We start from the raw sequence: 26,474 nt of genomic DNA on the forward strand, positions 1-26,474 counted from the left end.
CGGTGTTCGTAATGTGATCCGTATGGGCAATAATCGATTTGTTCGGAAACGTGTACGGATGAGGCTGCAGCGGTAGTGAGGCTGCAGGATAAGACAGCTCGATGAATAGCACTCATGAAACGGATTCGGCGCACTTATTTACTACAACTTGGGGGAAACGTAAATGACGGACCATGTTACACCAGAGCAGCACAGCCAGACGGCAAAACGGAAAGGAGAGCATATTCGTATTTGTTTGGAGGAGGAGGTCCGGGGAAGCGGGATAGATTCCGGTTTTAACGGCTATCGCTTCCGTCATCGGGCTCTGCCGGAAATCGCGTTCGATGAGATCGATATAAGCACGCGCTTTCTGGGCAAAAGAATGCGAACGCCGCTGCTAATCAGCTCGATGACTGGCGGTACGGAAGAGGCATTTGCCATCAATCTCCGGCTTGCAGAGGCGGCGGAGGCGCGCGGCTGGGCGATGGGGCTCGGGTCGATGCGCGCAGCGATCGAGAAGGAGGAGCTCGCCCCGACCTTCCGGATTAGAGCCGCGGCTCCCACGATCCCGGTCATAGCCAATCTGGGGGCGGTGCAGCTGAACTATGGCTACGGCGTCGATCAATGTTGCCGGGCCGTGGAGTTGGCCGAGGCGGATGCGCTCGTTCTTCATCTGAACAGCCTGCAGGAGGTGTTCCAGCCGGAGGGCGATACGAATTTCCGCGGTCTACTCGCCAGAATTGCCGATGTATGCGCACAGGTCGGCGTTCCTGTCGGAGTGAAAGAGGTTGGATGGGGCATCGACTCCGAAGCAGCTGCAGCGCTGACGGAAGCCGGCGTATCCTTCATCGACGTTGCGGGCGCGGGAGGCACGTCATGGAGCCAGGTGGAGAAATTCCGGTCACGGGATCCGCTGCTCGCATCGGCAGCCGAAGCATTCGCGAGCTGGGGAACGCCGACAGCGGAATGTGTGAGCGATGTTCGAGCAGCGCTGCCGGATGCCTGCATAATTGCTAGCGGCGGACTGCAAAGCGGTGTTGACGCTGCCAAAGCCATTGCACTCGGTGCCGACCTGGCCGGATACGGAAGAAGCCTGCTTGCCGGCGCCGCTGGCGGCCCGAACGTGCAGGCCGATGCGCTGCATACGACGCTGGAACGGATCGAGCTGGAGCTGCGCGCCGCCATGTTCGGTGTCGGAGCAGGAACGCTCGATGCTCTTCGCAGCTGCGGCCGCTTGATGAAACTGTAGGGTTATTACAGGTAAGTATGAAGCAAACAAGCCCAATGCTCACATTGTCCGTGGCATTGGGCTTGTTTTGTCGGTGTGAAGGTGAGATACGTATGCAGCGAAGACCGTTTCCTCCGGTCAGGATACTAGACCAGATATCTTAAATAAATATAGACGCTAGAAATCGCTACGGAAAGCAGCATAAGCGGAAATCCGTATTTTAAATAGGTGACGAACCGGATTGGATAGCCTTCCTTGCTGGCCATGCCGGCTACGATCAGATTGGCGCTCGCCCCGATCAAGGAGCCGTTGCCGCCGAGACATGCCCCCAGCGCCAAGCTCCACCAGAGCGGCTCCAGATTGGAGAGCCCCATGTTGCCCATCTCTTGAATCAGCGGAATCATCGTGGCTACGAAGGGAATGTTGTCCAAGAACGCAGAAGCGATGGCGCTAAGCCATAGAATGAGCATAGATGCCGCAACAAGCTCGCCTCCTGTCAGTTCCATAGCCTTCTCGGCCAGCTCCGCGATTACCCCGGTCTCGACAAGGCCGGATACGAGAGCGAAGAGGCCGACGAAGAAGAAGATGGTCGCCCACTCGACTCGGGACAAGGCCTCTTCCATCATATGCTCGCCTGTGAGCAGAAGCAGCAGGAAGGCGCCGGCTAGCGCGACGGTAGCGGATTCAAGGTGGAGCGTCTGATGCAGGAAGAATCCGATGATGGTCAAGCCGAGGACGGACAGACTCTTGCGAAGCAGCTTCGGATCGGAGATCAGCTCTTTCTCGTTGATATCCATAATGCCGCGCTTAAGCTCGTCTCTCGTCTGGATTCCTTTGCGGAAGAGCAGGATGAACAGCGGGATAAAGACGATCATAATGATCGCGGCAACGGGTGCAAGATGAATAATGAAATCCATGAAGCCTAATTCCTCGACCGCGCTGCCGATCATGATGTTGGGCGGATCCCCGATCAGGGTAGCCGTACCGCCAATATTGGCCGCCATGATCTGTGTCAGCAGGAATGGAAGCGGATTGATTTGGAGCGCCCTTGTTATGCTGAAGGTGACGGGCACCATGAGCAGAACGGTCGTTACATTGTCCAGAAAGGCGGAGCCGAAGGCGGTAATAAGCGCCAGGGAAACGAGGATCCGGACCGGACTCCCGTTAGCCTTCTTGGCGGCTCGGACGGCGATGTATTTGAAGAGACCGGTATCGGCCGTAATGCTGACGATGATCATCATTCCGATCAGCAGGCCAAGCGTATTGAAATCGATGTGATGAAGGGCCGTTTCCTGATCGACGATTCCGAATCCGATCATCAGGATCCCGCCCAGCATGGCGACAATGGTGCGATGGATTTTCTCCGCAATAATGAATCCATAGGTTAGTAGAAAAATACCGATTGCCCAAATCGCTTGTTGTTCCATAAAGACCTCCGATAGTTTTTTTGGGGGCTACGGTTCCTTGGAAGCGGTCATCATAGGTAACGCGCAGGAGGAAGCATAGACATAGGTATTGAACGACAATGGGTGAGCATAGCAAGAAGGAGCCTGTACGTGACAGGCTCCTCCAGTACCAAGCTTATTCGATTCAACACATTAGCGATAGTATACTTCGTTTTTCAGCATGTGTAAAGAGAATTAATGGAAGGGTATTCCGCTAGCGAATCAACCCCGAGCTTACGATATTGAGTTGAATTTAAGGCTGGGGATAGAGATCCTGCGGCGGACGCTATGAAAAATATCCCACCCAAAGCCGTCTTTGCCATTTCAGCCGGCGGTGCAGTACAATGGTCAAGGAGGTTTTATTTCTATTATTTTTTGCCGGAGGTACATTCATGTTGGATTGGTACAAGCGGAGCTTCGGCTCTGATTATATGATTGTGTACAGGCACCGGAACTGGGAACAGGCCGCGCGCGAGGTGCAGCAAATGGCGGGATGGCTGGACCTGCCCGCAGATGTGCAGGTGCTGGACATTGGATGCGGGATGGGCCGCCACGCGCTTGCGCTGGCCGAGATGGGATTCAAGGTGACGGGCATTGATCTGTCCGAGGCGCTTCTGCATGAAGCGCGCGCCCATAACCGCGGTGGACAAGTCGAGCTCGTTCATGGCGATATGCGCCAGCTGCCGTTCGAGTCGGGACGGTTCCAAGCGACTCTAAATCTGTTTACGTCTTTTGGTTATTTCGCTGAAGAGCGGGATAACCTTGCAGTACTAAAGGAGATCCGGCGCGTGCTGGATGACGACGGCCAATACTTGATCGATTTTCTGAACCCGGTCTATACCAAGCGGCATCTCGTGCCTCACTCAGAACGTACGGACGAGGAAACAGGGCTACATATCGATGAGCGGCGCATGATAGAAGACGGCGCGGTCGTTAAGCGGATATCCATCGGACAACCGGGGGGCGACAAACGCCATTATGAGGAAAGGGTCCGGCTGTATACGCTCGATTGGTTCGGGAAGGTATTGGATGAGGCCGGTCTGACGCTTGAGCGCGTATATGGCGATTACGACGGGAGCTCGTATTCGGAGACGGAATCGAAGCGGATGATCATGATAGGGAGGATATCCCGTTGACCGGTAACGAACAAGATAAGATGTCTGCGGTGAAGGAATGGCCGGGCGGCATTCTCCAGGTGAAAGTGCCGCTCCCCTTCTCTCTGAAATGGGTGAACAGTTATTTAATCGAAGACGATGAAGGCTATACGCTGCTTGATCCCGGTCTTCATACGCCTGAAGCGGTGAAGCTGTGGACGCAGACACTGGGAGAGAAGGGAATCGGCTTCGACGGCGTGCACACGATACTTCTCACCCACCAGCATCCGGATCATTACGGTCTTGCAGGCTGGTTTCAGCAGCGCAGTGGCGCTTCGGTGTATATGTCTTCGCAGTCTCACGAGTATGCGGTTCGTTTATGGGGGGAGGAGCGGTCGTTTGCGGCCGATTTGACGGCGCTCTATGCGCGGCATGGAATGCCGGAGCCGCTTCTGACGGACATGGTAAGCCATCTGGAGGAATTTGTCGTCCGCGTATCCCCGCAGCCCAACGTTACGTACCTGGAAGCGGGTTCGTTCGTGCAAATCGGCGGTACGGAGTGGCAGACGATCCATACGCCGGGCCATGCTCGGGGGCATCTTTGTTTGTATGCGCCTGAGCGGCGCTTGATGATTTGCGGAGATCAAGTGCTGCCCGACATCACGCCGAACATTAGCCTCGTTCCGGGGGAGGACGAGGATCCGCTGCAGCGCTTCATCGACAGCCTGGGCGAGCTGCGGAAGTACAAGGTGGAGTTGGCTTTCCCCGGGCATCGCAACCCGTTTACGGATTTCCAGGGACGGATCGATGAGCTGCTGGCGCATCACGGCCGGAGGCTTCATTCAATCCGAGAGATGCTGGCTGATCAGCGTTATACGGGATATGAGATGTGCGAGCTGCTGTTCGGAGCGCGAATTAGCGGCAATACGCATAATTTGCGGTTTGCCATGTCGGAGACGCTGGCCCATCTGGTTCATCTGGAACGCCAAGGCCAGATCGCGGGCGAGCTTCGTGGCGGGGTTATTTCATACGGCATTGAATAATTTGGGAACGGGAAACGCTTATCAAGCAAGAAAAGATACTGTTATAATATTGAAGGTTTCATCCAAGTCAATATCTTTATTTAAGGAGCAGCAAAACGATGTATGTATCCCGCTCGGAAACACATCAGCAAGCTAAGAAACGAAAAGGCCGGCGCATGAAGCGGCTTCTCGCCTTGAATCTGACGATGCTCGCGGTCATCGTCATTCTGGTTGCCGTCTGGCTTGCGTCGGGCGATACAAACAAAGGTATGCCCGGAGGAAGCGCCGACAGCGGCGCTAACTCGCCATCAGAGGGCGAGAGTCCGCCTGGCGATCCGGACGGCGCCGTAGAGCCGGATAACAACGGGACAGAGAACAACGTTACGGGCAGCAATGGCACCAACGGCGGTATAGTCGACGGTACCGATGACGGAGGAGGCGCACAGAACCAGGACGGCCGAAAGCCCGAGCAGGAACCCGATCCGAACCCGTCACCGGATAACGATCCGGCTCCGGAGCCTGATAAGCCAACCGGCGAGGATCAGGGCACGCCGGGCAACGGTGGCTCGACGGGAAGCGATGGATCGGATGGAAGCGGCAGCGGTTCAGATGGCGGTATCGTTCCCGATCCGCCTGTAACGGGCAAGACGATCAGGCTGTCATTCGTAGGCGATATCCTGCTGGCCGCTTCGGTTGATAAGATCATGCAGAGCAAGGGCTACGATTATCCTTACGCGAAGACGCTGCCGTTCCTGAAGGAGCCGGATTTAATGGCGGGCAATCTGGAGACGCCGATTACCTTACGCGGGGTACCGGCCCAGGACAAGCAGTTTGTATTCAAGGGATCGCCGAAATCGCTGCCGGCGCTCAAAGAAGCAGGCTTCGATGTGGTCAGCTTGGCCAACAATCATACGCTCGATCAAGGCGTAGAAGGGCTGCTCGACACGATCGGCTATCTGGATGAGATCGGTATGCCGAACATGGGCGGCGGCAGCGACGACAAGGAAGCGTTTGAACCGGCCATTCTGGAAGCCAAAGGTATCAAAGTAGCCTATATCGGACTTTCACGCGTTCTACCGGTAGCTGAATGGAAGGCAACCAAGGATCGTGCGGGCGTTGCGGAAACGTATGATTCGACACAAGCCAAAGCGACGATCCGCAGCGCGCGGAAACAGGCGGATCTCGTCATTGTCATGGTCCACTGGGGGAAAGAGAGGAAGGACTATCCGGAGAAATACCAACAGCAGCTGGCCCGCGAGTATATCGACGCCGGCGCCGACCTAATCATTGGCAGTCATCCGCATGTGCTTCAAGGCTTCGAGCAGTATAAAGGCAAATGGATCTCATACAGCCTCGGCAATTTTATATTCAATAAAACGAAGACTCCCAAAACAGACGATACCGGCGTTCTCGATGCCGTTTGCACGAAAGAAGGCAGCTGTTCCCTTAAATTCAACCCGATGCGGTCCGTTGACTCGCAGCCGGCTCCGCTGACCGGCAATGAAGCCAAAACGCTGCTTGCTTATGTTTCGAAGATTTCAATAAACGCGCAGGTGGATTCCGAAGGAAACGTGAGGGCGAAGGAGTAGATACGGATGGATCATGCGTGTGTTGCCCATCGGGGCGCATCCGGGCTCGCACCGGAGAATACGATGGCTGCGTTCAACAAAGCGATGGCATTCCCGTTTGTGCAATGGATCGAGCTCGACGTGCAGCTGTCCAAGGATGGCGTGCCGGTCGTTATTCATGACGATACGCTGAAGAGAACGACGAACGGAACGGGCCGCGTCGCCGATTTCTCCGCATACGAGCTGAAACGCTTCGACGCCGGATCCAAATTCGGCAAGCCCTTTGCCGGCGAAGGCATTCCGACGCTGGAGAAGGTGCTCGACGAAACCATCGGCCGTTGCCGGCTGAATATCGAGCTCAAGACGTACGGCGGCCGATATCCGGACCTGGAGAAGCGCGTTGTCGACCTGATCCACTCGAAAGGGCTGCAGTATGATTCCGTTATTACGTCCTTCGACGCCGAAGCGCTGCGCAGGGTAAGGCAGCTTTCGGGCGACATTCGCACCGGACTTATAACCGACGCCTCTCCGTCAATGCTCGCAGCAGAGCTGAAGCGGCTGGACGCGTCATTTTTATCGCTCGGCTATTCGAAGGTGACGCCTGTCTTAATGGCCGCTATGCGTGCCGCCAGCATCGAGGTGATGGCATGGACCGTGAACGATATCGCAACGATGAAGCGGATCGCGGCTATCGATCCCGCGGTGATGATCTGCACCAACTATCCAGACCGCTTCGGACAGGCTTTCTTGACAAGCTGAAGAGCGAAACCGGCGTTCCCTTCCTAGGGAACGCCGGTTTCTTTCTACTGCCCATAGTCCTCGTACCGCTCGCTTATCTTCAGCATCTGGGCAGCTGCTTCATAAGCACGTCGACGAGGCAGGGAATCGAATGAGAGCCGACGATACCGGTATTCAGGGGGATGCGAATTTCGTTGACGCCATGCGCGACAGTGGTGAACAGCTCGTTATCGATGTGATCGATCATCCAGACGGTGCATCGGTCCGCCAGGATGATTTCTCTTCCCATGTTCGCCATTAATAGAAGCACGCTGTGTAAATTTCGCTCATTGGCTATTTTGGCGGTATAATCAAATATAATTCGCAGCAGCCGCTCGGGAGAGCGGTCACCCCGATCCTTCGCTTCTATTTCGAGGAAAAGGAATGTATTCACCGTTAAAGACGGCATATTGCGTTTTTCTAGAGACGATTCTATTAGGAGGTACAGATTAGCTATGATTGGCTGGATAGAGGAATGGTGGCTTCGGCTTGCAGCCGGATTGCTTGGCAGCGGACTCATCGCTTGGGGGGCGTACCGGATGCGTTCTTTATCGGGATCCGGAGCGGTCTCGGCGGTCCTGATGGGGACGGCCTTCGTAACCTTGGGGAGTCCGGTCTGGTTCGGCGTATTAATTGCGTTCTTCGTTTCATCCTCCCTATGGTCCAAGTGGAAGCGCCGGAATAGGCAGAAGCAGAAGGCGGAGACGAATTATGCGAAAAGCGGACGCCGCGATGCAAGCCAGGTATGGGCCAATGGCGGGCTGGGGCTGGCTCTATGCGCGCTGCATGCGATATGGCCCCATGAAGGCTGGCTCTATGCGTTCGTAGGCGTAATGGGCGCCGTGAACGCCGATACATGGGCAACTGAAATCGGCGCGCTCAGCCGTAGCGCACCGCGCTCGCTGCTGAGCGGCAGACGCGTGCCGCCGGGGACGAGCGGCGGCGTAACCGCGCTTGGCAGCGCGGCCGCTTTGGGCGGCGCCGCCTTTATCGGCGGCATTGCGGCGCTGCTTACCGCTTCTGAGCCGCCGGACGCGGCATGGCTGATTGCCGCCGCCGCTGTGGCGGGGACGGCCGGCGCCTTCATCGACTCCGTGCTCGGCGCTGCAGTCCAGGCGATGTTTCGCTGCCGAATCTGCGGGTGCGAGACGGAACGGACCCATCATTGCGGCGAGAAGGCGGAGCCGCTCCGCGGACTGGCCTGGATGAGCAACGATGCCGTGAATATGCTGTCGTCCGCAGCAGCCGGTTTGCTCGGCTGGGGCATCGGCATGATGGCAGGAGGCTGACGTGTTTATGAACCGGCCTCTAATTCGCGAAAGACTGCTGGAATCTTCCTCTGGGAGAGTCGGCAGTCTTTTTGCTATACAGAGATTCAAATATCTGGTATGAATAAGGGATGAAATATGAGAACATATAGTTGACAGCGCATTCATCGGCTAGTATTCTAACTCTGATAAAGGCTTCTTGAATTGGATGAAATGTAAAAAGTTGATAGAAAGGAGATTGACCGCCCGTGACGATTCAAACGGCAGCTTCGTTCCCGAGTACCGAACCGATTCTGAGGACAGTCGGCGTGAAGAAAGTATTCGGACGGGGCGATACGGCTGTTACCGCGCTGAAGAACATTAATCTGGAAATCGCCCGCGGGACGATGGTCGCGCTTAAAGGACGCTCCGGTTCAGGAAAGACGACGCTGCTTAATTTGTTGGCTGCGCTGGATCAGCCGACGGAAGGTCAGGTTTTCTTTAACGGACTCGAAATATCCCGCTTGAGCGAGAAACGGCGCAGTGCATGGAGGCGCTCTCAAATTGGACTGGTCTTTCAGGCCTACGGTCTAGTTCCTTTAATGTCCGCTTACGAGAATGTGGAGTTCGGATTGCGAATCGCAGAAGCGGACAAGAAGCTGAACAAGGAACGCGCCGAACGGGCGTTGGAATGGGTCGGGATGAAGCCGCGGATGAAGCATCGTCCGCCGGAGCTCTCAGGCGGCGAGCAGCAGCGCGTGGCAATCGCACGGGCCATCGCTCATGAGCCGGTGCTTCTCCTGGCGGACGAACCGACGGCCGAGCTGGACAGCCGGATGGGACTGCAGGTGATTAGAGTGTTCCGCGATCTGGTGGAACGGCTTGGAATGACCGTCGTCATGACAACGCATGATCCGGAAATTATGGAAATCGTGGATCACGTCATAGCATTGGAGGATGGGCATATTGTCATACAACCAAACCCGTAAAGGCCATCGGGCGCTGCTCGCCGGTACAGTCATAACGATCGCCTCGCTCCTTGGAGGCTGCTCGCTGCTGCCGCAAGGAGAACAGACGCTGAAGCCGCCCCTGATTAAGCCGGCCCAAGAGAAGATTGATGCCGTGGAGGTCAAGAAAGGGAAGATCGAACGGGTCTTTTTTGGAACCGCCGTGATTGCCTCCAGCCAGGTTGTCCCCGTTTTCTACAAAGATTCGGGCGGTCGGTTGAAGGATGTATATGTGACGCAGGGTGAGAAGGTGAAAGCCGGTCAATTGATTGCCGAGCTCGAGACCGGCAATTTGAATATGCAGATTGAGCTGCAGAAGCTGAACGTCGAGCGAATGCAGATCGAGTATAACCGGGTAAGGCGCGCGCAAGCGGACGAGAATGAAATCCGCTTGAAGCAAATTGACCTGGAGCGGGAGACCATTCAGCTGGATGCGCTGCAAAAACAATACAACGCTTCGCGTTTGGTCGCTCCGATCGGCGGCGTCATTACGTTTTTGGACGAGATTCATTCCGGCGACGGTGTAACCGGTTACAGGCCGATTGTGAACATTGCCGATCCGAATGAGCTGTATCTCGTGTTCGAATCGGAGGATAAGAAGGATATTTCGCCGATCCAAATCAATATGGATGTGGAAGTGTCGATCAAGAAAGAGAAGCTGAAGGGGAAAGTGATTCAATCTCCTTCGGGTGCTCCGCTCGCGGAAAACCCGGAGCAGGCCGAGCGCAATTCCAAGCGGCTGCTTGTCAGCTTCGATCCGGGGAAGCTGGAGATCGAGATGGGCCAAAGCGCGGATCTTAGGATCGTTCTGGAGAGGCAGGAGGGCGTTATTGTCATACCGCGCAGCGGACTTCGTACATATATGGGGCGTAATTACGTTCAGGTGCTCGACGGAGAGCGCCGCAAAGAAGTGGATGTGGAGCCTGGCGTCATGACTTCAACCGAGGTGGAAATCAGAGCGGGGCTGGAGCCTGGCCAGAAGGTTATCTTAAACAATTAGTTTCGTCATTGGGTGATGGAAGGGATAAAGAGGTGAAACGATGGCCCTGTGGACGATGATTTTACGAAAGATGGCAAAAAATCGCTGGCTGCAGCTTAATTTGTGGCTCGGTTTGACCATTTGCGTCGCTTTATTCAGCTCGATGCCGTTATACTCGCATGCCATCTTGCAGCGAACGCTGTTCAAGGAGCTGCAGCTGCTGCAGCAGGATAAACAGATTTATCCCGGGTATATTCGCGTAGCGACCTCGGTCTCCGGCGAACGGCCGGTCGAGGAAACGCAAAAACTGATTCTTAGAGCCGATAACTATATGAACCAGCTGCCGGAGCGGTTCGGTCTCAGCTCGCAATCCTACATCGTTACCCGAGGCACGCAGACGATACGGATTTTGCCTGCGCAAGCAACCGAGCGCGAAAAGAAAGAGATGACGCTGAATGCCAGCTTCCGCATGGTTACGGATCTGGAGAAGCGCGTGCGTCTGGTGGACGGCCGGTTCCCGGACCCCAACCGGAGTGACGATGTATATGAAGCGGTCGTGACGCAGAAGTTTCTGATCGACATGAAGCGCGACTTGAACAATGAATTTATTTATACGAACAAAGAGACGGGCAAGCAGCTTCGGATTTTGCCGGTTGGGTTAGTCGAGACCAGCCCCGAGAATCCGTACGATCAGTTTAAAGTGGAAAACTTTAATTCTTCCCTGTTTATTCCGTCCGAGCGCTTCGAAAAGGATTTTGTCCAGAACATGGGCATTCTGCGTTTGTCGTCCATTGTATGGCAGTATTCGTTGAATTACGAAGAACTCAAAATCGGCGATATCGAGAAATTCACCTCGAGCGCAAATGCGCTGTCCGGCTACTTCAACATGCGCCTTGGCATCGCTTCGGTGGATGTGCCGGCGAAAGCGCCGATCGAAACGTATATCGTGAAGAAAGAAAAGCTGGACTTGATGCTCTGGTCGCTCTATTCGCCGGTGATGTTCATGCTCGTGTTTTATTTGTACATGGCGGCGAATCTGATCATCGAACGCCAGAAGACGGAGATTTCGGTTCTTCGGAGCCGGGGGGCGAGCCGTCTTCAAATCATGCTCGTCTTTGCGGCGGAGAGCATTGTGCTGGGGACGCTTGCGCTGGCTGTCGGCCCGTTCGTCGGCGTGTACTTCACGAAGATATTGGGCGCATCTAGCGGATTTCTCGAATTTGTCCAGCGCTCCTCGCTGGATGTCGTACTGAACAGCACGTCCTACAAAACCGCTATACTCGCGGTGATCGGATCGATCATCCTGATCCTCATTCCTGCTTTCATGGCGACGCGGACGACGATCGTCGGACATAAGCAGCAGATGGCGCGTGCGAACAAGATGTCCTTCTGGCATAAAATGTTCATCGACGTCATCCTGTTAGGCGTATCGATATACCTGCTGTACGGATTCAATCAAAGGATGAGCGAGCTTAAGGAGCTTGCGCTCGACCCGAATGCGCTTCAGGTCGACCCGCTGCTGTTCTTCCTGCCGGCGATATTCTCGCTGGGTTGCGGCTTATTCGCCCTCCGGATTTATCCTTGGTTAATCCGGCTCGTTTATTGGATCGGCCGTCGCTGGTGGTCGCCTGCCCTGTACTCGTCGCTGCTGCAGATCAGCCGGTCGTCCACGCAATATTTAACGATCAAAGTATTTCTGATCATGACGGTCGCTACGGGACTGTTCAGTGCCAATGCAGCCCGTACGATTAACGGCAATATGGAGGACAAGATCCTCTATACGACAGGAGCGGATATGACCTTATCCGTCCTATGGGAGAATGATGCGCCTCCGCCGCAGATGGGGGGAGGCAATATGAACGCAGGTCCTCCTGCGGAATCAGCCGAAGAGCCGATCGTGCCGAAGAGAGTCTCTTATACGGAGCCTCCGTTTATTACGATGACGGAGCTCGCGGGGGTAGAGGCCGCGGCAAGAGTATTCATTAAGGATAACGTAGCCGTAAACACGGACGGCGGCACCGGAGCGGCGACTTTATTTGGAATCGACACTTATGATTTCGGACATGTAGCCTGGATGCGCTCAGGGCTGCTCGATTATCATATCAACGATTATTTGAACCTGATCGCCTCCGATCCGAAGGCGGTTCTCATCTCCCGTTCGCTGTCGAACAGCTTGGGCGTGAAGCCGGGCGACCGGATCGGCGCGAAGTGGAGCGGGTTGGATGAAGCAGGCTTTATCGTCTACGGCATCATCGATTATTGGCCGGGCTGGAGTCCGCTCCCCAAGGCGCGCGGAGCGAAGGAAGAGAGCGACGAGAACGTTATCCGGCCGAATCTGGTCGTCGGCCATCTCTCCTATATTCAGAATCATCTGGCGCTTGAGCCGTACAAGGTCTGGCTGAAGCTGGAGGAAGGCTCTTCCAGTCAGGTTGTATACGATGATCTGACGAAGAAGAAGATTCCTGTCACCGAGTTATCGGATGCGAACGATCAGCTGGTCCGTTCCAAGAACGATCCGTTCCGTTTAGCCATTAACGGTGTCATGACGCTTGGCTTCGTTATCTCGATGGCGATCAGCTTCTTCGGCTTCTTGCTGTTCTGGGTGCTGACGTTATCGGGAAGATCGCTGCAATACGGAATTTTACGGGCGATGGGCATTTCCTTCATGCAAATTCTAGGCATGCTGTTCAGCGAGCAGCTGCTTACGTCGGCCGCCGCCGTGATCATCGGCGTCTTGATCGGCAACGCGGTGAGCGATCTGTTCGTGCCGCTCTTCCAGCTGTCGTTTAACGCTTCGGAGCAGGTTCCGCCGTTCGAAATCGTTCGTCAGCTGAGCGATTACGTACAGCTGTACAGCGTCATTGGAACGATGTTGATTATCGGGCTGACCATACTTGGCGTAAGGGTGTCCCGAATGAAAATTTCACAAGCGCTGAAGCTGGGGGAGGAATAGCCCATGATACACTGCGACGGTCTCGTCAAGATCTACAAGTCCGACGATCTCGAAGTTGTTGCGCTGCAAGGGCTTGACCTGCACGTCGAGACTGGCGAGCTGATGGCGATTATCGGCAACAGCGGCAGCGGCAAGTCCACGCTGCTCAACATGCTTGGCGGTCTCGATAAACCGTCGGCGGGCTCTTTGACTGTGGACGGGAAGGACCTGCTCAAATTTACGGAACGGGATTTGGTCAAATATAAGCGTGAATCCGTCGGCTTCGTCTGGCAGAGCAATTCACGCAACCTGATTCCGTATTTGACCGCGCTGGAGAACGTAGAGCTGCCCATTCTGCTCAAGGGGCGGCGCAAGCGTCTGCGTGCGCTCGAGCTGCTCGATGCTGTGGGCCTCAGTCACCGCGTCAAGAACCGGCTCAGCGAGCTGTCGGGCGGTGAGCAGCAGCGGGTAGCGATCGCCATTGCGCTCGCCAACGAACCGAAGCTGCTGCTGGCAGACGAACCAACCGGTTCGCTGGATACGAAGATGTCCAATCAGATTCTGGACCTGTTCCGCGAGCTGAACCATAAGATCGGCATTACGATCGTCATTGTTACTCATGATCCTCTGCTCGCGCGCAAGGTGGACCGGGTCGTATCCATCCGCGACGGGAAGACATCGGCGGAGATCCTCCGCCGGCAGTCCTACGCAGAGGAGCTCGCCGCACTCGAGAGCGGAGTCGGTCTTGAGGAGCATGAGGAAAGCCACGTCGAATATGCGGTAATCGATAAGGCGGGCAGGCTTCAGATTCCGGCCTCCTATCTTCAGGCAGATGAATTTAAAGAAAAGAATAAAGTCCGTGTCGAGATGGAAGAAGGACGCATTATTCTCTATCCGCCGGAGAAGTAGCGTTTCAAGGCATAACCGCGAGCCCGCACTGGGTTCGCGGTTTTCTTGATTGTTCCGCTTGGAGAAGGCTAAAGTCTGAAGCTGATATGAAACGGGCATAGATTTACACACTGTCTTGTTTCATCGATGCTGGAATGCTATAGTAAAGATAAGAACGAATGTTCTATACCGAAGGTGTCCGGAGGAATTCATTCATGACCATTAGATGCGGCTGGGTAAACGACGATCCGTTATATATGGCGTACCACGATCAGGAATGGGGCGTACCTGTACATGATGACCAGAAGCTGTTTGAGATGATCACGCTGGAAGGGGCTCAAGCCGGTCTGAGCTGGTACACCGTGCTCAAGAAGCGGGAAGCTTACAGGGAGGCGTTCGACGGCTTCGACTTCGAGAAAGTAGCGGCGTATGACGATGCGAAAGCGGCAGAATTGCTGCTTAACGAAGGAATCGTACGCAATCGGCTGAAGATCGCCTCGACGATCGGCAATGCCCGTGCTTTCATACGCGTTAGAGAGGAATTCGGCAGCTTCGACCGGTATATATGGAGCTTCGTCGGCGGCAAGCCCATACGGAATCAATGGAAGGAGCTGAAGGAAGTTCCGGCGCAAACCATCGTTTCCGACGCTATGAGCAAGGATCTGCGCAAGCGCGGCTTCAAATTTGTCGGCAGCACGATTTGTTACGCCTTCATGCAGGCCGTTGGCATGGTGAACGATCATGTGGAGAGCTGTTTTTGTTATGGCAAGCAGCCCATCTAGAGGAAGTAGGCAGCAACAGAATGATCCCCGCTGCTGGTGCAGTTATGCTTCGATAATAGCAGGAGGGCTGGACAGGCTTTCAAACCTGTCCAGCCCTTTTTCTTATTCGGTCTGCTGCTGCCCGTAGGATAAACAAGAGGGCGATTCCTCCTGTCATTACTCATGACTGAAGGGATCGCCCCCTGCTCATCGATATTAGAACTCGTTAGCTGGTCAATTGCTCCATCTGGCTGATCAGATCTTCGAAGACGCTCATCGCTTGTTCGATCGGCTCCGGTGATGACATATCCACACCGGCCTTCTTCAAGATGTTAATGGAGAAGTCGCTTCCGCCGCTCTTCAGGAAACCGAGGTATCGTTCGACGGCCGGTGCGCCTTCCTCCAAAATTTGTTTCGAGAAGCTGGTTGCGGCCGAGAAGCCCGTCGCGTACTTGTACACGTAGAAGCTCGTGTAGAAGTGCGGAATGCGCGCCCATTCCATCTCGATATCTTTGTCCACCGACATGCCCGGTCCGTAGTAGAGGACGTTCAGGTCGTAGTAGATTTTGCTCAGCTCCTGAGGCGTGAGCGAATCGCCGCCCTCGGCTTTCTCGTGAATGATTTTCTCGAATTCGGCGAACATCGTTTGACGGAAGACGGTCGTCCGGAACTGGTCGGCGTAGTACGTCAGCAGATACATCTTTTCTTTCGGGTCCGTGGACTTGTTAAGCATATAATCCATGAGCAGCGCCTCGTTGAGCGTGGATGCGACCTCGGCCAGGAAGATGGTATACTGCGCGTCGCGGTAGTCCTGATTGCCGTCGGAGTAGTAAGAATGCAGCGCGTGGCCCATTTCGTGGGTCAAAGTGAACATGCTGTTCAGATTATCCTTATGGTTGAGCAGCACGTACGGATGGGTGCCGTATGCCCCCCAGCTGTATGCGCCGCTGCGCTTGCCTTCATTCTCGTAAACGTCGATCCAGCCATCGTTGTAGCCTTTCTCCAGCGCGTTCAGATAATCTTCGCCAAGCGGCTTCAAGCTTTCCTTAACCGTTTTCTTCGCTTCCTCGAAGGTAATGTCCATCTTGTACTCTTCAACGAGCGGTGCGAACAGGTCGTACATATGGAGCTCATCGACCTTCATCAGCTTCTTGCGCAGCTCCATGTAGCGGTGCATAAGCGGCAGATACTTGTGAATGGTATCGATTAAATTCGTATACACGCTCTTGGGGATGTTATCGCCATACAGCGACATCTCCAAAGCGGACGGATACTTGCGGGCGCGGGAATAAAAAATATTTTTCGTTACGTTGGCGTTCAGCGTCGAAGCGATCGTATTCTTGAGTTTACCGTATGTTTCATACATGGCCTTGAACGCAGCCTTGCGTACGTCGCGGTCCTTGCTCTCCAGAAATTGTATGTAGCGGCCGTGAGTCAGCTCGATTTCTTCGCCGTTCTCGTCTTTAATCTTAGGAAACTTCATATCGGCGTTGTTCAGCATGCTGTAGACGGTACCCGCAGATTGGCTGATGTTGCCGACTTGGGCCAGCAGCGCTTCTTCCGCTTTGGACAGCACGTGGGCCTTCTGGCGGCGCATCTCCTCCAGCGTTTGGCGGTATTTGGACAGTTCCGGATGAGCAATGAACGATTCCAGCTCTGCATCGGACAAGCTGAGCACTTCAGGCGTGATAAAAGAGAGCGCTTCGCCTGTTTCGACGGACAGCTTCTTGGATTTGTCGGAGAGGGCCTGATAAGTAGGCTCGGCCATATCTTCGTGATGCTTCATATTGGCATACACGTAGAGGCGTTCCACGTGAAGGGACAGGTCGTCCTCGAGCTCGAAGCATGCCTTCAGCTGTTTCGGGTCGGCCAGCTTGCCTTGGAATACGGCAACCTGCTTCATCTGTTCCTTCGCTACTGCAAATTCTTTGTCCCAATCGGACTGGCTGGCGAACAAATCCTCCAGCTTCCAGCTGTGTTCGGCAGCGGTTTCGGATCGTTTCGGTAATTGACTCATCGGTATCCTCCTCGGTTGGTATATAGTGGATGAGGCCGCTGCGGCAGATGCCGCCTTGTGATTCGGATGCATGGCAGCGCTCGGCAGCAGGGACAGGGACAGAAGAAGGGGCAGCCATCTCAAAATGGAATCACGCTCCAATCAAGTTTGCCCCTAGTTTGACCCGGTTACAGCCTCATTATGACCCCATCGTTGCCAAACTGTAAACAATAAGGAAAAAAGCGAATGCGATGAACAAGATTGACGATAGGGCGATCCATCTGCGCAAACGTTCGGGAACTCGGTCCCGCTGCATGATGACGATGACCCCGAGTGAGAAAGAGGCAATAATGAAAATAATCGTAGCCGTTGTATCCAACTTGCGTTTACGCTCCCTCCGCAAAACCTATGCAGGTTCTGTACTTCTTATGTTCGCTGCCCTGGATGATTATTCCTGCCGCTGATTCGCTTATATCGCACGGAATCCTTCCATAATTGCATGCCGTTCTTCTTCGCGGCCGATGAAGTCCTCGGGGCGGAAGCGGTTCTCCGCCCAGTGCAGCATTTGCGGACGGCTTACGAATGTGTGGCACTCCTCGCCCCATTGATCGGAGATTTCCCTGACGATCAGCGTCTTGCCTTGCACTTCAACGGTAAGCATATTGTACTTGTCCGTTTTATAAATTTGATGCTTCTTAAACATGTGAATGCGACCTCCATTAATCATACGTCATATCCTACAATCATAGCGATAAGAAGGGGTAGAAATCAACTTGAACCTATGTTAAAATGTGGAAACCCTAGCGGCGGTAGACGAGGATTTACCGTTCAGGCGGTGCAAAGCATGCTCGTCGGCGATTTACGGTGAACATGAGATGAGACGAGTTTGAGAACGAGCAGAGCGGAGGAGAGAAGAGAATGAAACAAGCGTATGAACAGGTTGGCGTGGCCATGACATGCCGGAGTTATGAAGAGTATATGCGGATGTTTGATCTGCGGGAGGAAGAGGTAGCGCAGGGAGAGACGCTCGATATTGCGGGCGGGGGCTCGTCGTTTACTGCGGAAGCGAGAACGCGGGGCTACGCGGCTTACGCTGTGGATCCCAGGTATAAAGGATCATTCGAAGGCTGGGTTGCCGAAGCGGAAGCCGAGATCGAGACGTCGACCGCTAAGCTGGCCGGTCTGGCCGAGCATTACGACTGGACCTATTACGGTGATTTAGAGCGGCACCGTGCCGGGAGAGTCGCTTCTTTGCAGCAGTTTGCCTCGCATGCTCAAGACGCAAGTGGCCGGGAGTTCTATATCCCGGGCAGTTTGCCCAGCCTGCCCTTTGATGACCGCCGGTTCGATCTGGTGCTGTGCAGCCATTTTTTGTTTTTATATGCGGATCAATTCGATAAGCAATTTCACTTGGATGCCGTTCTGGAGATGATGCGGGTGAGCCGCAAGGCCGTTCTGATCTACCCATTGATTTCACTGCGGCTGGATCCATATCCGCATATGGAGCATATAATGGATGAGATTCGCAAACACGAGGGCCGGCCGGAATTGTTCCGCAGCCAGCTGCCCTTTATTCCAGGATCAATCCACGGATTGAAAATAAATCTTTAATTGCAATTATTACCCAGTAGTTGTATAATTGGGATACTCGCCGTACAACGGCGGCCATTTTTAGGAGGTTGTTCATTTGAAAGGAACAGTAAAGTGGTTCAACGCAGAGAAAGGCTACGGCTTTATCCAAGTGGAGAACGGAGAAGACGTATTCGTTCATTACTCTGCCATTCAAGGCGAAGGCTTCAAGTCCTTGGAAGAAGGTCAAGCGGTTGAATTTGATATCACACAGGGTAACCGCGGAGCACAAGCAGCTAACGTCACGAAGTTGTAAGATCACGGCCCGACCGCTTATTCTTATAAACAAGTGCAATAGCGCATATAGAATCCCCGATTTCGGGGATTTTTTTTATGCGCTGCTCTCGTTATATTTTCACTCGCCGAGCTGTGTTAAGCTGATGAACAAATCGTGCATACGTTATTGGAGGTGCGCGCCAATGACCAGATATCCAACCAATGAAACGAGTCTGACCCAGGAGACCGTTCCCTTCCCCATTGTGATTCACAAGTCAACGATGCAGCAAGCCGTTCTGCCGCATCATCATCAGTTCTATGAGCTTTCCTTCTATGTCGAGGGGAGCGCGCTGGATGTCGTCAATGGACAGCTGATTCGGTCGTCGCGGGGGACGGTCGTCTGCAAGCTGCCTCACCGCATTCATGAAACGAGAATCATGGAGGGCAGGCCGTACACCAAATTCAGTTTAATGTTTGATATGGATATTCTGCTGGAATCCGGTATAGAGTACGCGCTGAAACGCTATTTTTATAATGATCCGGGCAGCCGGCACCCCGCATTCATTCAGTTAAGCGATACCGAGAGCGGCCTCATGGAACGGTTATTCGATGAGTTATTCGATGAGTATCAATCGGACCGTCTGTTCCGGCAAGCGTATATCCGCTCGAAGCTGGTGGAAATTCTGATCGGAATTGCAAGAAGCCAGGGCGGCGTTCGCGGATTGGATGCAAGAGGCGTGCCTGTTAAGCCTCCTGTGCCCGTTTCTACCCCCAACACGGCAATGCAAGGCAATAAAATAACGCAAGTGCTGCAATATATCAATAGTCATTTTCTCACGGACATGTCCTTGGGGAGCTTATCGGAGCAGTTCGATGCCAGCACTCCTTATCTCAGCAAAATGATCAAAAAAATAACGGGCATGACCTTCACGGAATACCTGCATGAGCTGCGGATGGAGATGGCCTGCAGCTTGTTGATTTCGACCCGCATGAGCATTCTGGATGTTTCCGGTGAATCCGGCTACAGCTCTTTCAAAACCTTTTCCCGCGTGTTTCTACGAAAGAAAGGCATGCCGCCTTCCAAATACCGCAGTAAATATGCCGATCCCGGCCATGATCCGGGCAGCGTCTCATCATAGACGCAGCAGTATAAATATTGAGACGATCCCTATAATAAATGGCCTGAAAGTATGCCGCCTATCTCTTACAATCTACATATCGAATGAATCGGATGATAAGGGAGATGCAGATATGAGCATGAATGAGAAGCTTGCTCTATTCGGAGGCGAGCCGGCCGTCCAAACCGACGATCAGGAGATGTTCCGCTGGCCGATCATTACCGGGGATGATGAAGCGGCAGCGCTGGACGTGCTCCGCAAGGGCAGCATGTCGGGCACGGACGTTACCTTACAGTTCGAGAACGAATTTGCGGCCTGGCTGAAGCTGGATTATGCGCTTGCGTTCAATACGGGAACGGCAGCGATCCATGCGGCTATGTACGGGTGCGGAATCGGCGTCGGGGATGAAATCATCTGTCCCAGCCTGACCTATTGGGCATCCGCACTGCAGGTATTCTCGCTTGGCGGCACACCGGTATTTGCCGATGTGGAAGCGGATACATTGAATATCGACCCCGCCGATATCGAGCATCGGATTACGGAACGGACAAAAGCGATTATCGTGGTTCATTACATCGGCTATCCGGCCGATATGGACCGGATCATGGAGATCGCGCGGCGGCATAACCTGAGAGTGATCGAGGACGTCTCCCACGCGCAGGGCGGCCTGTATAAAGGACGCAAGCTGGGGACGATCGGCGATGTCGGCGCGATGTCGCTGATGACCGGCAAATCATTCGCGATCGGCGAAGGGGGCATACTGGTCACCGGAGATCGTTCGATCTATGAACGGGCCGTTGCTTTCGGACATTATGAACGATTCGGAGCGAATATCGTTTCGGCGGAGCTTAAGCCCTTGGCCGGACTGCCGCTGGGCGGATATAAATACAGAATGCACCAGATCAGCTCCGCAGTCGGACGGGTACAGCTGAAGCATTACGAACGGCGCATTGCGGAGATCGACAAGGCAATGAATTATTTTTGGGATCAATTAGAGGACGTTCCCGGCATTCGCGCACATCGCCCGCCAGGCGGCTCAGGCTGCACCATGGGAGGCTGGTACAGTCCGCATGGCTTCTACATTAGCGAACAATTAGAGGGATTGTCCATCACGCGTTTCTGTGAAGCGCTCCAAGCAGAGGGGGCAGCCGGCTGCTATCCGGGATGCAACCTCCCTCTTCATCTGCACCCTGTCTTCCACGAAGCGGATATATATAGACATGGTCAGCCGACGCGTATCGCCAACTCGGCAAGAGATGTCCGGCTCGAAGCGGGGAGCTTGGATGTGACCGAGAACGTGATTGTCCGCGTATTCGCGATCCCCTGGTTCAAGCATTACAGAACGGACATCATCGATGAATATGTACGAGCGTTTCGGAAGGTGACCGCGAATTATAAGGAGCTGCTAGCGCAGGATGCCGGAAATCCGGCCAGGATGGGACAATGGAATCTATCGGCTCCCGTTGCGGACCGACGCTAATGGAGGGGGCTATCCCATGAAGATGATGCTGGGAACCGGCAAGGCGGATATTACGCCTCCCTATCCGGTTCCGCTTGCCGGATTTTCCGAACGAAGGGATGTTTATGAAGGGGTAGCTAGACCATTGTATGTGCGGGTATGGCTGTTTGAGCAGGACTCAGATGCTGCTGTAGAACGCCGGCAAGCGCTCATAATACAGGCAGACTTGATCTGGTGGGGCACCGGGCATGTTGAGGCGATAAAACGAAGCATTCAAGCGAAGTGGGGAATTTCCCCGGAGCATGTCTTTTTTCACGCATCCCATACGCATGGCGGACCTCAAACGACGAGCGAGTTCAATCCGCTGGTTGGCGTAATGGCGCCGGCTTACCTCAACGATCTGGAGCGGGCGGTGGAGCAAGCGATTGCCGATGCGCACTTGAACGTAGAAGCCGTCACGATGGAGAAGGGAAGCGTGATTTGCGAAGGGATCGGGATCAGCCGCCGCAGAATCGTCAATGGAGCTGCCCAATTTGCGCCTAATCCAGACGGTCTCAACGATAATGAAGTAACGGTAATCCGCTGCTTAACGGAAGATGGCAGAATGAAGGGCCTGCTGTTCCACTTTACCTGCCATCCCACCATAACGAACGCCAATTGGGTTACATCGGAATATTGCGGAGCGGCCATGGAGCTGCTGGACCGGGAATGGGGCGACGGGGTAAGCTGCTTTCTTCAAGGCTGCTGCGGAGATATTCGTCCTTCCCTGCATAAGGAGGGCAGCTTCTATCGAGGGGACGAAGGTGATATTGCCAATTCCGGAGCTCAACTGTCCGCGGCGGTTAACCGTATTCTGACCCAGCCGATGACTCGCCTGGAACCGGCTCGCATCGAGGGCTGGATAACCCAGGTGGAGCTTCCCTTCCGCCCGCTTCCCTTTGCGGAATACGGAATGGAGGAAAGTGAAGTCGCGGAAGCCTGGAAAGCCATGCAGCAAACCGGCTCGTCTTCTCAGAAGGACAGCTCCGTTCTGTGCATGCAGCTGCTGAAGTTGGCCGACGGCCTCGCTCTTATCGGAATGAACGGGGAGATGGTGGTCGAATACGGGGTATGGATCAAGCGTGAGGCTGACGGACGGATCCTGCCGCTTGGTTACAGCAATGGAATGATCGGCTATGTTCCTACAGCAGCTCAGATCGAGGAAGGCGGCTATGAAAGCGTCACCTCGGGTTATGTTTTCGGGTATCCGGCACCGTTTGCATCCGATGTCGAATCCCGCATAAAAGAAGCGCTGCACATTTTGATCGGACATGTTCGGGCATGACGGAATAAGGAAGCCGGGTTTGCCAATCAGAGGAATATGCGATAGTGACGGGATTGCCGCGTAGTCGGCAATCCTTATTTGGTTTTGACCGCCCCTTGGAGAAAATGTTAAAATGTAAGTTGCAAATGACTTGTCAGGGGAGCGATACAAGGATGAAGTTTAAGTTATTTAAAGATCGCAAGGGCAAAGCCGACCAGGCTAAAAATAATAAATTCGTGAAGCTTGCCCGTGAAATTTATGTTCATGCGAAGCGTGGCGGAACGAATCCGGAAGCCAACTTTGCGCTCAAGACGGCCATTGCGGCCGCGCGGGCGGAGCAGATGCCAGTCGACAATATCGAGCGTGCCATTAAGAAGGCGGCCGGAAGCGCGGATAATGTGGATTATGAAGAAATTATGTACGAAGGCTACGGTCCTGGCGGCGTGGCCATCATGGTGAAATGCTTGACGGATAATCGCAACCGGACGGCAGCGGACGTACGTTCGATATTCAACAAGCGGGGCGGCAACATGGGGGAGAGCGGCTGCGTATCCTATATGTTCGACGAGAAGGGTCTGCTCGTAATCGATCGCGAGGAGAACGAAACCGACGAAGATACGATGATCATGCAGGCACTGGAATCCGGAGCGGAAGATGTCATTGTCAATGAGGACAGCTTCGAGATTATCACCCATCCGCATGAGTTCGAGCAGGTTAAGAATGCGCTCGAGAAGGAAGGCTTCGAGTTTACGACTGCGGGCGTACGGTGGCTGCCGCAAACTTCGGTGACATCCGAAGGAGAGAATGCGGACAAGCTCATGAAGATGATGGACGCATTCGACGACAATGACGATGTACAGGACGTTTATGTGAATTTCGAAATCGCCGAAGCGTAAGAAGGCCTAATAGAGATACAACAAACAAAGACACCCGGTAACGGGTGTCTTTGTTCGTAAGGTCCGAACTCATGAGAGCCGGACAATGCGCTTTCATCCTTATTGAAGCTGCTCGATAATCGTCAGGATCTCATCCGCTTTCTTTGCGGGACAGCTTGCCAGGCGTATCGCAGGGATGTCCAAGCGCATTGACCATATTGACGTCGAACTGCTCCTCATCGCGAGATAGAGGCTCGGCGAACAGAACGGGACCGGTCATCGGGCATGTTGCGTACGGTCAATAGCGTTTCTTCAGGTGGAGCGGCTGAGCGTATGCTTGGCCAAGAATCCGACGGAAGCGATGATCGCCAGTACCATGGCCAGATGGAAGAACGACTCTCTGCCGTAATGCTCATAGATGCTGCCGCCGACCGTACCGCTGATGATTCCTGCGAATCCCGTCCAGACGATAGCAAACAAGGCTTGTCCGGAAGCGCGGTATTCATCGGGAATGACATTTGAAATATACCGAAGCGCCGTTGTGAAATAAATGCCGAATGTGACGCTGTGCATCAATTGAACAGGGATCACCCATATCGGGGACGAAATGTTACTGATCAGCCAGAATCGGATGGCATACATCAAGCTGGCGATCGCAAGCAGCGGCAGCTCTTTAAATTTATGACCGTATTTGCCCAGCAGGAAGAGTATCGGGATTTCGCTTGTAGCCGACGTCAGCCATGCAATGCCGACGAGCGAATCGCTGGCTCCCATATGACGAAGCGTCACGGCTAGGAAGCCCTCGTACATCCGATGGGCGATGGAAATGATGAGCAGGATGGCGAAGAAGGTGACGATTTGCGGCTTGCGTATGAGCTTGAAGAAACCGCCGAATTCCATTTTGCGCAGGGAGCCTTGGTAATCCCTAAGCTTGAAGGACAGCAGCAGCGTTATTATAATCGTCACTACGCAAATCATCAATGTCGCCGATGAGCCGGTAGTCTTCAGAAGCTGTCCGAAGAAGAACGCGGCGGAGGCGAACCCGAGAGATCCGAACATGCGCACGAGCGCATATGGCGTGCCCGTGTACTGAGTCGACAGCAGAATGAGGCTGTCGTTTAACGGGTTCATCGGCTGCTGGAAAAAGTAAAACGCGGTCATGATGATGCAAACCATAATAAACGAATCCGTCGTAAAGAGAAACGACACCATGACGAGCTGACCGAACAGCAGCAGGATCATGATTTTTTTGATCGTGCGGTACTTATCGCTGGCGATACCGAGTATCAGATTAGCGAAGATCGAGATGAAAGGTCCGGTGGAATACAGGATGCCGATCTGCGATTCGCTATAGCCCTGGTCGAGAAAGTAGAGCGGGAAATACGAAACGACCACGGCAAGCGTCATGTAGGAGCTGAAGGTAAACGTTCGCAATATTGCCGTTTCTTTCCCGGCGGCTGATGAGGCAGTGTTGTTGGCCGTAGATGAAGCTCCCATGCTGATGTAATCACTCCATATCCGTTACTTTTCCGGCGATTGCCCGGTTAATACGGCTGCCTCGCTTGATGGCGAAGGCAACGAACGCGCATTCAGCAGCTACGCCGATCGATTGCGCCCAAGCGCCGATCGCGCCGTTCCACCCTGGTGAGAGGAACACAAGCAGCAGCATCGTCGCAACTGTGAAAATGAGGTTGGCGCTTTGCGAGCCTAGCATTACGCGCGTATGTCCCCGCACCATAATGATGCCGTTGAAGGCATCGAGCCAGGGGGCCGCAAGGGCAAACAAGAAGAAAGCCCGCAGCGCATTTAAGCTCTCAGCTTTCAAGCGGCCTTGCACACCCATAATGTGTTCGAGTATAAGGTCGCCGATCGGAGTGAAGGCGAGCAGGGCGATAAGAAGAGCCGGTATGAAGCCGAACGCAAGCGTGAAACGTTTGACGGCGTTGCGGTCAATCTTATAGAAATTGAGCACAATTTGATGAAAATAACTGAAGAAGCTGACCACCAGCCCAACAAGACTGGCTGCTAACGCATAGGATGCTACAGAGAGATAAGCATCGGTCGTTTTGCCCAGCAGCGCATTAATGGAAGGACCGATCCAGACGGCAATAAGCGTCGACAGCAGCATCGGACGATAGAAGGAAAAGACTTGCCGCCCCGAGTCGATCGTGTGGGCAGGCTCCTTCTCAGGCATCCGCTTTACGAGCAGCCGGCCTTCCGTGTAACTGATCGCCGCCTCAATAATCATGCCCAGCAGAAAGATAATCGCACCCACCGTGCCGCTCTCGACTCCCGTATGAATGAAATAGCGAGAGAGCAGATACATCCCGACAAGCCTTACGGCCATGCCGATCGTAAGCCACTTGGTCCGCAAATTATAAATAATGACGCCTTGGTAAAGACAGCGGATGCCGGAGAAGAGACTGACGAACATCAGGACTTGATAAACATCGATCACATCCGGTACAAGCTGGCTGCTTACGCCGAATGGCCCGGCGAAGATCCACTCGCCAAGCGGAGTGTAGCAAATGAGCAAGCCGAGCGCCATGATCGCGGTGAACACGAGCTGTCCGACCCGCAGCATGGCGCGAAACGAGCGTTTATCCCGGACGAGGGCCGAGCAGGTTTGTCTGAGCAGAACGGCGGGCTTCTCCGTAATGACGAGAAGACTCATCGCAATCGCATAGCTGGCAATAATTCGCTCCGGATCGTCTCCGCGGGTCAGGGTGCTGTTAATAATGACGTGGGAGATCGTAACGAGCGTCGCCGATATGCCAAGCGGTAGAAAGAACGACCACAGCCGTCCCATCGTCACCGTATTGGGCTGTTGAATCATCCGAAAGTACTCCTTTAATAGTATGTACATCAGTATAGCATGGAAAAGCCCGGAGTAAGGATGATCTTTTTAGAGGATTCATAAAAGTTTCCGAGATGCTGTCAGGCTTGCGGGG

24 protein-coding genes and 1 pseudogene are annotated in these 26,474 nt (G+C 54.0%); 17 read left to right on the top strand and 8 right to left on the bottom strand.

The window, feature by feature from the left end; genetic code table 11:
- The first annotated feature begins 163 nt into the window (after positions 1-163).
- Positions 164-1,228, top strand: coding sequence for a type 2 isopentenyl-diphosphate Delta-isomerase (gene fni / locus L1F29_RS08905; protein ID WP_258387969.1), 1,065 nt, complete (start codon positions 164-166; stop codon positions 1,226-1,228).
- A 125-nt stretch (positions 1,229-1,353) separates the two neighbouring features.
- Here fni and L1F29_RS08910 read toward each other — a convergent pair whose 3' ends face one another.
- Entirely contained in the window at positions 1,354-2,634 is a 1,281-nt protein-coding gene (locus L1F29_RS08910) for an ArsB/NhaD family transporter (RefSeq protein ID WP_258387970.1), read from the bottom strand.
- Positions 2,635-3,044: 410 nt separating this feature from the next.
- On the opposite strand from L1F29_RS08910, the gene L1F29_RS08915 reads away from it, so the two are divergent.
- From L1F29_RS08915 to L1F29_RS08930, 4 genes are all read left to right on the top strand, one after another.
- Positions 3,045-3,788: a class I SAM-dependent methyltransferase gene (locus L1F29_RS08915; protein WP_258387971.1), complete on the top strand. Its 744-nt coding sequence runs from the start codon at positions 3,045-3,047 to the stop codon at positions 3,786-3,788.
- A complete protein-coding gene (locus tag L1F29_RS08920) occupies positions 3,785-4,789 on the top strand; it encodes an MBL fold metallo-hydrolase (RefSeq protein ID WP_258387972.1) in 1,005 nt (334 codons plus the stop codon). Before L1F29_RS08915 ends, L1F29_RS08920 begins: the two co-directional genes overlap by 4 nt.
- A 98-nt stretch (positions 4,790-4,887) precedes the next feature.
- Positions 4,888-6,357 carry a CapA family protein gene (locus L1F29_RS08925; protein ID WP_258387973.1) on the top strand — a complete coding sequence of 490 codons (1,470 nt, stop codon included), beginning with the start codon at positions 4,888-4,890 and terminating at the stop codon, positions 6,355-6,357.
- A 6-nt stretch (positions 6,358-6,363) separates the two neighbouring features.
- Entirely contained in the window at positions 6,364-7,095 is a 732-nt protein-coding gene (locus L1F29_RS08930; RefSeq protein ID WP_258387974.1) for a glycerophosphodiester phosphodiesterase, read from the top strand.
- Positions 7,096-7,174: 79 nt separating this feature from the next.
- Here the strand turns inward: L1F29_RS08930 and L1F29_RS08935 are convergent, their stop codons facing one another.
- Positions 7,175-7,522, bottom strand: a complete 348-nt coding sequence (locus L1F29_RS08935; protein WP_258387975.1) for a hypothetical protein — start codon at positions 7,520-7,522, stop codon at positions 7,175-7,177.
- A 46-nt stretch (positions 7,523-7,568) separates the two neighbouring features.
- On the opposite strand from L1F29_RS08935, the gene L1F29_RS08940 reads away from it, so the two are divergent.
- The 6 genes from L1F29_RS08940 to L1F29_RS08965 all read left to right on the top strand — a co-directional run bounded on the left by L1F29_RS08940 (position 7,569) and on the right by L1F29_RS08965 (position 14,948).
- On the top strand, positions 7,569-8,402 hold the full coding sequence (locus tag L1F29_RS08940) for a DUF92 domain-containing protein (RefSeq protein WP_258387976.1): 834 nt from the start codon (positions 7,569-7,571) through the stop codon (positions 8,400-8,402).
- Between the two features lie 227 nt (positions 8,403-8,629).
- Positions 8,630-9,349, top strand: a complete 720-nt coding sequence (locus L1F29_RS08945; RefSeq protein ID WP_258387977.1) for an ABC transporter ATP-binding protein — start codon at positions 8,630-8,632, stop codon at positions 9,347-9,349.
- Positions 9,327-10,367 (top strand): efflux RND transporter periplasmic adaptor subunit, encoded by a 1,041-nt coding sequence (locus L1F29_RS08950; protein WP_258387978.1) that lies wholly within the window; start codon positions 9,327-9,329, stop codon positions 10,365-10,367. The genes L1F29_RS08945 and L1F29_RS08950 overlap by 23 nt, the downstream gene beginning before the upstream one ends.
- 40 nt (positions 10,368-10,407) lie before the next feature.
- Positions 10,408-13,299 carry an ABC transporter permease gene (locus L1F29_RS08955; RefSeq protein WP_258387979.1) on the top strand — a complete coding sequence of 964 codons (2,892 nt, stop codon included), beginning with the start codon at positions 10,408-10,410 and terminating at the stop codon, positions 13,297-13,299.
- Positions 13,300-13,302: 3 nt separating this feature from the next.
- Positions 13,303-14,187 (top strand): ABC transporter ATP-binding protein, encoded by an 885-nt coding sequence (locus L1F29_RS08960; protein ID WP_258387980.1) that lies wholly within the window; start codon positions 13,303-13,305, stop codon positions 14,185-14,187.
- 194 nt (positions 14,188-14,381) lie between these two features.
- A complete protein-coding gene (locus L1F29_RS08965) occupies positions 14,382-14,948 on the top strand; it encodes a DNA-3-methyladenine glycosylase I (protein ID WP_258387981.1) in 567 nt (188 codons plus the stop codon).
- 205 nt (positions 14,949-15,153) lie between these two features.
- Here the strand turns inward: L1F29_RS08965 and pepF are convergent, their stop codons facing one another.
- From pepF to L1F29_RS08980, 3 genes are all read right to left on the bottom strand, one after another.
- The gene (pepF, locus tag L1F29_RS08970; protein ID WP_258387982.1) at positions 15,154-16,944 is read right to left on the bottom strand and encodes an oligoendopeptidase F; all 1,791 of its coding nucleotides are present in this window, start codon (positions 16,942-16,944) and stop codon (positions 15,154-15,156) included.
- Positions 16,945-17,122: 178 nt separating this feature from the next.
- Positions 17,123-17,302, bottom strand: a complete 180-nt coding sequence (locus L1F29_RS08975) for a hypothetical protein (RefSeq protein ID WP_258387983.1) — start codon at positions 17,300-17,302, stop codon at positions 17,123-17,125.
- Positions 17,303-17,392: 90 nt separating this feature from the next.
- Positions 17,393-17,626 (bottom strand): hypothetical protein, encoded by a 234-nt coding sequence (locus L1F29_RS08980; RefSeq protein ID WP_258387984.1) that lies wholly within the window; start codon positions 17,624-17,626, stop codon positions 17,393-17,395.
- 215 nt (positions 17,627-17,841) lie between these two features.
- On the opposite strand from L1F29_RS08980, the gene L1F29_RS08985 reads away from it, so the two are divergent.
- The 6 genes from L1F29_RS08985 to L1F29_RS09010 all read left to right on the top strand — a co-directional run bounded on the left by L1F29_RS08985 (position 17,842) and on the right by L1F29_RS09010 (position 23,544).
- Positions 17,842-18,534, top strand: coding sequence for a class I SAM-dependent methyltransferase (locus tag L1F29_RS08985; RefSeq protein ID WP_258387985.1), 693 nt, complete (start codon positions 17,842-17,844; stop codon positions 18,532-18,534).
- Positions 18,535-18,610: 76 nt separating this feature from the next.
- Positions 18,611-18,808 carry a cold shock domain-containing protein gene (locus L1F29_RS08990; RefSeq protein ID WP_258387986.1) on the top strand — a complete coding sequence of 66 codons (198 nt, stop codon included), beginning with the start codon at positions 18,611-18,613 and terminating at the stop codon, positions 18,806-18,808.
- 163 nt (positions 18,809-18,971) lie between these two features.
- The gene (locus tag L1F29_RS08995) at positions 18,972-19,907 is read left to right on the top strand and encodes an AraC family transcriptional regulator (RefSeq protein WP_258387987.1); all 936 of its coding nucleotides are present in this window, start codon (positions 18,972-18,974) and stop codon (positions 19,905-19,907) included.
- Positions 19,908-20,019: 112 nt separating this feature from the next.
- Positions 20,020-21,366, top strand: coding sequence for a DegT/DnrJ/EryC1/StrS family aminotransferase (locus L1F29_RS09000; protein ID WP_258387988.1), 1,347 nt, complete (start codon positions 20,020-20,022; stop codon positions 21,364-21,366).
- 16 nt (positions 21,367-21,382) lie between these two features.
- A complete protein-coding gene (locus L1F29_RS09005; RefSeq protein WP_258387989.1) occupies positions 21,383-22,669 on the top strand; it encodes a neutral/alkaline non-lysosomal ceramidase N-terminal domain-containing protein in 1,287 nt (428 codons plus the stop codon).
- A gap of 152 nt (positions 22,670-22,821) precedes the next feature.
- The gene (locus tag L1F29_RS09010) at positions 22,822-23,544 is read left to right on the top strand and encodes a YebC/PmpR family DNA-binding transcriptional regulator (RefSeq protein ID WP_258387990.1); all 723 of its coding nucleotides are present in this window, start codon (positions 22,822-22,824) and stop codon (positions 23,542-23,544) included.
- Between the two features lie 99 nt (positions 23,545-23,643).
- On the opposite strand, the pseudogene L1F29_RS09015 reads toward L1F29_RS09010, so the two are convergent.
- The 3 genes and pseudogenes from L1F29_RS09015 to L1F29_RS09025 all read right to left on the bottom strand — a co-directional run.
- Positions 23,644-23,812: pseudogene (locus L1F29_RS09015) on the bottom strand (nitroreductase family protein); the annotation flags it as partial.
- A gap of 23 nt (positions 23,813-23,835) precedes the next feature.
- A complete protein-coding gene (locus tag L1F29_RS09020; RefSeq protein WP_258387991.1) occupies positions 23,836-25,020 on the bottom strand; it encodes an MFS transporter in 1,185 nt (394 codons plus the stop codon).
- 10 nt (positions 25,021-25,030) lie between these two features.
- Positions 25,031-26,359, bottom strand: a complete 1,329-nt coding sequence (locus tag L1F29_RS09025; RefSeq protein ID WP_258387992.1) for a multi antimicrobial extrusion protein MatE — start codon at positions 26,357-26,359, stop codon at positions 25,031-25,033.
- Positions 26,360-26,474: the final 115 nt, after the last annotated feature.

This window comes from Paenibacillus spongiae (assembly GCF_024734895.1).
In the GTDB taxonomy this organism is placed as follows: Bacteria; Bacillota; Bacilli; order Paenibacillales; family Paenibacillaceae; genus Paenibacillus_Z; species Paenibacillus_Z spongiae.

Excerpts from the sequence above, each read along its gene's own strand:
- L1F29_RS08960 (WP_258387980.1), top strand. The coding sequence starts at position 13,303 with ATGATACACTGCGACGGTCTCGTCAAGATCTACAAGTCCGACGATCTC.
- L1F29_RS09020 (WP_258387991.1), bottom strand. The coding sequence starts at position 25,020 with ATGGGAGCTTCATCTACGGCCAACAACACTGCCTCATCAGCCGCCGGG.
- L1F29_RS08965 (WP_258387981.1), top strand. The coding sequence starts at position 14,382 with ATGACCATTAGATGCGGCTGGGTAAACGACGATCCGTTATATATGGCG.
- L1F29_RS08915 (WP_258387971.1), top strand. The coding sequence starts at position 3,045 with ATGTTGGATTGGTACAAGCGGAGCTTCGGCTCTGATTATATGATTGTG.
- pepF (WP_258387982.1), bottom strand. The coding sequence starts at position 16,944 with ATGAGTCAATTACCGAAACGATCCGAAACCGCTGCCGAACACAGCTGG.
- L1F29_RS08930 (WP_258387974.1), top strand. The coding sequence starts at position 6,364 with ATGGATCATGCGTGTGTTGCCCATCGGGGCGCATCCGGGCTCGCACCG.
- fni (WP_258387969.1), top strand. The coding sequence starts at position 164 with ATGACGGACCATGTTACACCAGAGCAGCACAGCCAGACGGCAAAACGG.
- L1F29_RS09025 (WP_258387992.1), bottom strand. The coding sequence starts at position 26,359 with ATGATTCAACAGCCCAATACGGTGACGATGGGACGGCTGTGGTCGTTC.
- L1F29_RS08910 (WP_258387970.1), bottom strand. The coding sequence starts at position 2,634 with ATGGAACAACAAGCGATTTGGGCAATCGGTATTTTTCTACTAACCTAT.
- L1F29_RS08940 (WP_258387976.1), top strand. The coding sequence starts at position 7,569 with ATGATTGGCTGGATAGAGGAATGGTGGCTTCGGCTTGCAGCCGGATTG.
- L1F29_RS09005 (WP_258387989.1), top strand. The coding sequence starts at position 21,383 with ATGAAGATGATGCTGGGAACCGGCAAGGCGGATATTACGCCTCCCTAT.
- L1F29_RS09010 (WP_258387990.1), top strand. The coding sequence starts at position 22,822 with ATGAAGTTTAAGTTATTTAAAGATCGCAAGGGCAAAGCCGACCAGGCT.
- L1F29_RS08980 (WP_258387984.1), bottom strand. The coding sequence starts at position 17,626 with ATGTTTAAGAAGCATCAAATTTATAAAACGGACAAGTACAATATGCTT.
- L1F29_RS08985 (WP_258387985.1), top strand. The coding sequence starts at position 17,842 with ATGAAACAAGCGTATGAACAGGTTGGCGTGGCCATGACATGCCGGAGT.
- L1F29_RS08955 (WP_258387979.1), top strand. The coding sequence starts at position 10,408 with ATGGCCCTGTGGACGATGATTTTACGAAAGATGGCAAAAAATCGCTGG.
- L1F29_RS08925 (WP_258387973.1), top strand. The coding sequence starts at position 4,888 with ATGTATGTATCCCGCTCGGAAACACATCAGCAAGCTAAGAAACGAAAA.
- L1F29_RS09000 (WP_258387988.1), top strand. The coding sequence starts at position 20,020 with ATGAGCATGAATGAGAAGCTTGCTCTATTCGGAGGCGAGCCGGCCGTC.
- L1F29_RS08995 (WP_258387987.1), top strand. The coding sequence starts at position 18,972 with ATGACCAGATATCCAACCAATGAAACGAGTCTGACCCAGGAGACCGTT.
- L1F29_RS08935 (WP_258387975.1), bottom strand. The coding sequence starts at position 7,522 with ATGCCGTCTTTAACGGTGAATACATTCCTTTTCCTCGAAATAGAAGCG.